Origin of the sequence: Acinetobacter lactucae, from assembly GCF_013344765.1 — a bacterium.
GTDB lineage: Bacteria > Pseudomonadota > Gammaproteobacteria > Pseudomonadales > Moraxellaceae > Acinetobacter > Acinetobacter lactucae_A.
Genome location: NZ_JABVBF010000249.1, coordinates 1 through 3,279 on the forward strand (window position 1 = coordinate 1; position 3,279 = coordinate 3,279).

5 protein-coding genes are annotated in these 3,279 nt (G+C 38.2%); 2 read left to right on the forward strand and 3 right to left on the reverse strand.

Annotated elements, in window-relative coordinates; translation table 11 throughout:
• Nucleotides 1-8: 8 nt before the first annotated feature.
• The gene (locus tag HUN22_RS16215; RefSeq protein ID WP_171067949.1) at nt 9-428 is read left to right on the forward strand and encodes a hypothetical protein; all 420 of its coding nucleotides are present in this window, start codon (nt 9-11) and stop codon (nt 426-428) included.
• Between the two features lie 49 nt (nt 429-477).
• Here the strand turns inward: HUN22_RS16215 and HUN22_RS16220 are convergent, their stop codons facing one another.
• Nucleotides 478-1,239: a ferredoxin--NADP reductase gene (locus HUN22_RS16220; protein ID WP_174731520.1), complete on the reverse strand. Its 762-nt coding sequence runs from the start codon at nt 1,237-1,239 to the stop codon at nt 478-480.
• An 86-nt stretch (nt 1,240-1,325) separates the two neighbouring features.
• Here HUN22_RS16220 and gigC point away from each other — a divergent pair, with 86 nt between their 5' ends.
• A complete protein-coding gene (gene gigC / locus HUN22_RS16225; protein WP_104080128.1) occupies nt 1,326-2,210 on the forward strand; it encodes a LysR family transcriptional regulator GigC in 885 nt (294 codons plus the stop codon).
• Between the two features lie 19 nt (nt 2,211-2,229).
• Here gigC and HUN22_RS16230 read toward each other — a convergent pair whose 3' ends face one another.
• Nucleotides 2,230-2,523 (reverse strand): cold shock domain-containing protein, encoded by a 294-nt coding sequence (locus tag HUN22_RS16230; RefSeq protein WP_174731523.1) that lies wholly within the window; start codon nt 2,521-2,523, stop codon nt 2,230-2,232.
• A gap of 115 nt (nt 2,524-2,638) precedes the next feature.
• The gene (gene upp, locus HUN22_RS16235) at nt 2,639-3,274 is read right to left on the reverse strand and encodes a uracil phosphoribosyltransferase (protein WP_174731526.1); all 636 of its coding nucleotides are present in this window, start codon (nt 3,272-3,274) and stop codon (nt 2,639-2,641) included.
• Nucleotides 3,275-3,279: the final 5 nt, after the last annotated feature.

Genomic DNA, 3,279 nt, shown 5'->3' on the forward strand with positions numbered 1-3,279 from the left:
ATTTTATGATGTATCGTCAGCAAAACGTAACACTTGATCTCGACACTGACGTCACACATCAATGTTATTTACACCAGACGAGAGACGAACATCTCATTGGTATTATTGAATTTAATAAACCAAGCTATGAACTCAAATGGGGTGATTTAGAGTATTTTCGTCGCCGTACTGAAGAATTTTCCGTCATGCCATTTCCTGACTGCATTAATGCCATGATTGTTGATATTCGTAATATCAATATTTTTTTGGACAATGAAGTTCCGATTTTACCTTGGCGTTTACTTGAAGAAGATTGTCCAGTTCGCCTAGTGGTTCCACAAGATCGTTTGGAACATTATGCAGGTCTTTTTGAGCCAACTTGGCTTTCAACTGATGTAGATAGTGCAATTGCAGAAATTCGCGAATTTATGGATATGTTTGTCCACTAATAAACATATCCATAAAATTAATTTTAAAGTACTTTCAAAATAAGATTTATTACCAGTAATTTTCTACCGCAATATTCCCCTCACCTCGACGATTCATCGTCAAACCACGGCGTTTTAAAGCCTCTTTAGTGTCATCTACCATTTGCGGATTTCCGCAAAGCATGACATGGCTTGTGGTAGGGTTCAGTTCTATACCAGCAGATTTTTCTAGTTCACCATTTTCAATGAGAATCGGCAAACGATCATACAATAGCGCAGATGGATCTCGAGTAATAATCGGAATAAATTTAAATCCGTTATATCCTTCTCCAAAAGTTTCAGCAATCTCTTGAATACGATCAACATAAGCCAACTCATCTGCAGTACGAACACTATAGACCAAATTAATCTTTTGATAATTAGACCAAGTTTCAAAGTCTTGTAGCATCGATAAAAATGGAGCTAAACCTGTACCAGTTGCCAATAACCATAAATCATGCGGTAAAGGTTGTTGATAGCGAGCTAAAGTCAAATAGCCATATGGTATTTTTTCTAAGAAAAGCTCATCACCTACTTTTAGATGTTGAAGGTTTGAAGTAAATGCGCCATCGGGTACCACAATCGAAAAGAATTCAAGCGTTTCATCAAATGGAGAAGAAACTACAGAATAAGCACGAACAACAAGTTCCTCTCCAACTTTCAGCCCAATACGTGCAAATTGCCCAGCCGTAAATTTAAAATGTGCAGGGCGAGTCATGGTGAAACTGAAAAGAGTTGAGGTCCAACGGTGTACAGATAAAACTTTTTCTACGCTAAATTTTTCAATTGACATGATTTCAACGTGGCATGAAATAGTGCGCTCATGTTAGCATGACAGCCGAAATAATGAATACTTTTAAACGTTAAGGCTTTTTAAACATGCGCATGACATTACGCCAGTTGGCTGTTTTTGTAGCAGTCGCTCAAGAAGGAACTGTCACTAAAGCCAGTGATGCGGTCAGACTGACGCAAAGTGCAGCAAGTATGGCTTTAGCAGATTTAGAGGATGGTCTTGGTGCTCCTCTATTTGATCGTTTAGGTAAACGATTACAGCTTAATGATTTAGGTCGCTTTCTTTTGCCTCAAGCCTTAGAAATATTAGGCCGCTGTGAAGCTTTTGAGCAAGCTGCAAAAGGTGAATTGCAAAGCATTGATTTACGTATTGGGGCCACTTTAACGATTAGTGATTACCTCATGCCAGATTTAATGGCAAACTTTTTACAGCATCACCCTAAAGCACATTTGCAATTACAAGTGGGCAATACACGTCAAATGATTGAAGCAGTCAATCAATTCCAACTTGATTTAGCTTTAATTGAAGGATCATGTCACTTACCTCAGCTCCAATGTATCCATTGGCGTGATGACGAGCTTGCAGTCTGCTGCTCCCCAAATCATCCGTTAGCACGCTTAAATAGACCTTTAACAGCCCATGATTTTCTTCAAATTGAATGGATTTTACGTGAAGAAGGTTCAGGAACTCGTGAAGTGTTTGATAATGCTATATTACAAGATCTGCCAGACGCGAATATTCGCCTCACTCTAGGTCACAATGAAGCAATTTTAAAAATCGTTGCTGGTGGTTTAGGTATGTCATGTATTTCTAAACTTGCTATTGAACCTTTAATTGAAAAGGGACAATTAGTAATTTTAGATACACCATTCTGGCAGCTTACCCGTCCGCTTTATATGTTGGTACACCGTCAAAAGTATCAGGGGCCTGGCCTCAAAGCATTCTTACAATTTTGTGAAGATCAGGTTTAAAACCTGATCTTTTCATTAATTAACGTCGAAAATTTGACAATAATTGGCTTGTGATCGCTTTATTGTGATCCGCAATTTTATTTTTCTTGGTTTTCGCAGGATTCGGGTCAACACGCTCAATTTTGATTGCTTTAAATTTGCCCTGATTATCTGCGGCAAGAAATCTCACTTTTTCATTTCTTTTCGGTTCGCCCTCTGATGCTGGGAAATCAGAAATATGAAAGAAAATATCTCCTTCAGTAGTTTCAATAAAACCAAACCCTTTATCAGCATTATATTGTTTTACCCTTCCAGTATAAAACTCTTGCTTCATGATCTTTCCCCTACTTTTCCAATCCAGTCATTGCAGTAAATAAAAAAGAGACTCACGATTCCGTTTTTAAAATTATACGGTTGAATGAAGTCTCTTTTTAATGCTATTTCAAAAATTAATCTTTTTGTACACTACCAAAAATTTTATCGCCAGCATCGCCCAAGCCAGGAACAATATAACCTTGTTCATTTAAGCCATTATCAATAGATGCTGTATAAATTTGCACATCAGGATGAGCTGCTTCAACTTTAGCAATACCTTCTGGAGCAGCAACTAACACCATAACACGGATATCTTTACAACCACTTGCCTTTAATACATCAATAGCAGCAACTAACGAATTACCTGTTGCTAGCATTGGGTCAATAATCATCGCAAGACGGTTAGCCACATCTGGAACTAATTTTTTATAGTACGTGCGAACCTCTAATGTTTCTTCATTACGCTCAAGACCTAAAACGCTCACTTTTGCGCTTGGGATCAGATTGAGTACACCATCCAACATACCAATTCCAGCACGTAAAATCGGTACAATCGTTATTTTTTTACCAGCAATACGCTGTGTAGTAACAGTTCCAGCCCATCCATCAATTTCGCAATCCACAACGGGTAAATCTTTTGTTGCTTCATACGTCAACAACATAGTCACTTCCTGAGCAAGCTCACGGAAATTCTTAGTACTGATGTCAGAACGACGTAACAAACCTAATTTATGACGAATAAGTGGGTGACGAATTTCTTGAATGGCCACAGATG

Excerpts from the sequence above, each read along its gene's own strand:
- HUN22_RS16215 (WP_171067949.1), top strand. The coding sequence starts at position 9 with ATGTATCGTCAGCAAAACGTAACACTTGATCTCGACACTGACGTCACA.
- HUN22_RS16220 (WP_174731520.1), bottom strand. The coding sequence starts at position 1,239 with ATGTCAATTGAAAAATTTAGCGTAGAAAAAGTTTTATCTGTACACCGT.
- gigC (WP_104080128.1), top strand. The coding sequence starts at position 1,326 with ATGCGCATGACATTACGCCAGTTGGCTGTTTTTGTAGCAGTCGCTCAA.
- HUN22_RS16230 (WP_174731523.1), bottom strand. The coding sequence starts at position 2,523 with ATGAAGCAAGAGTTTTATACTGGAAGGGTAAAACAATATAATGCTGAT.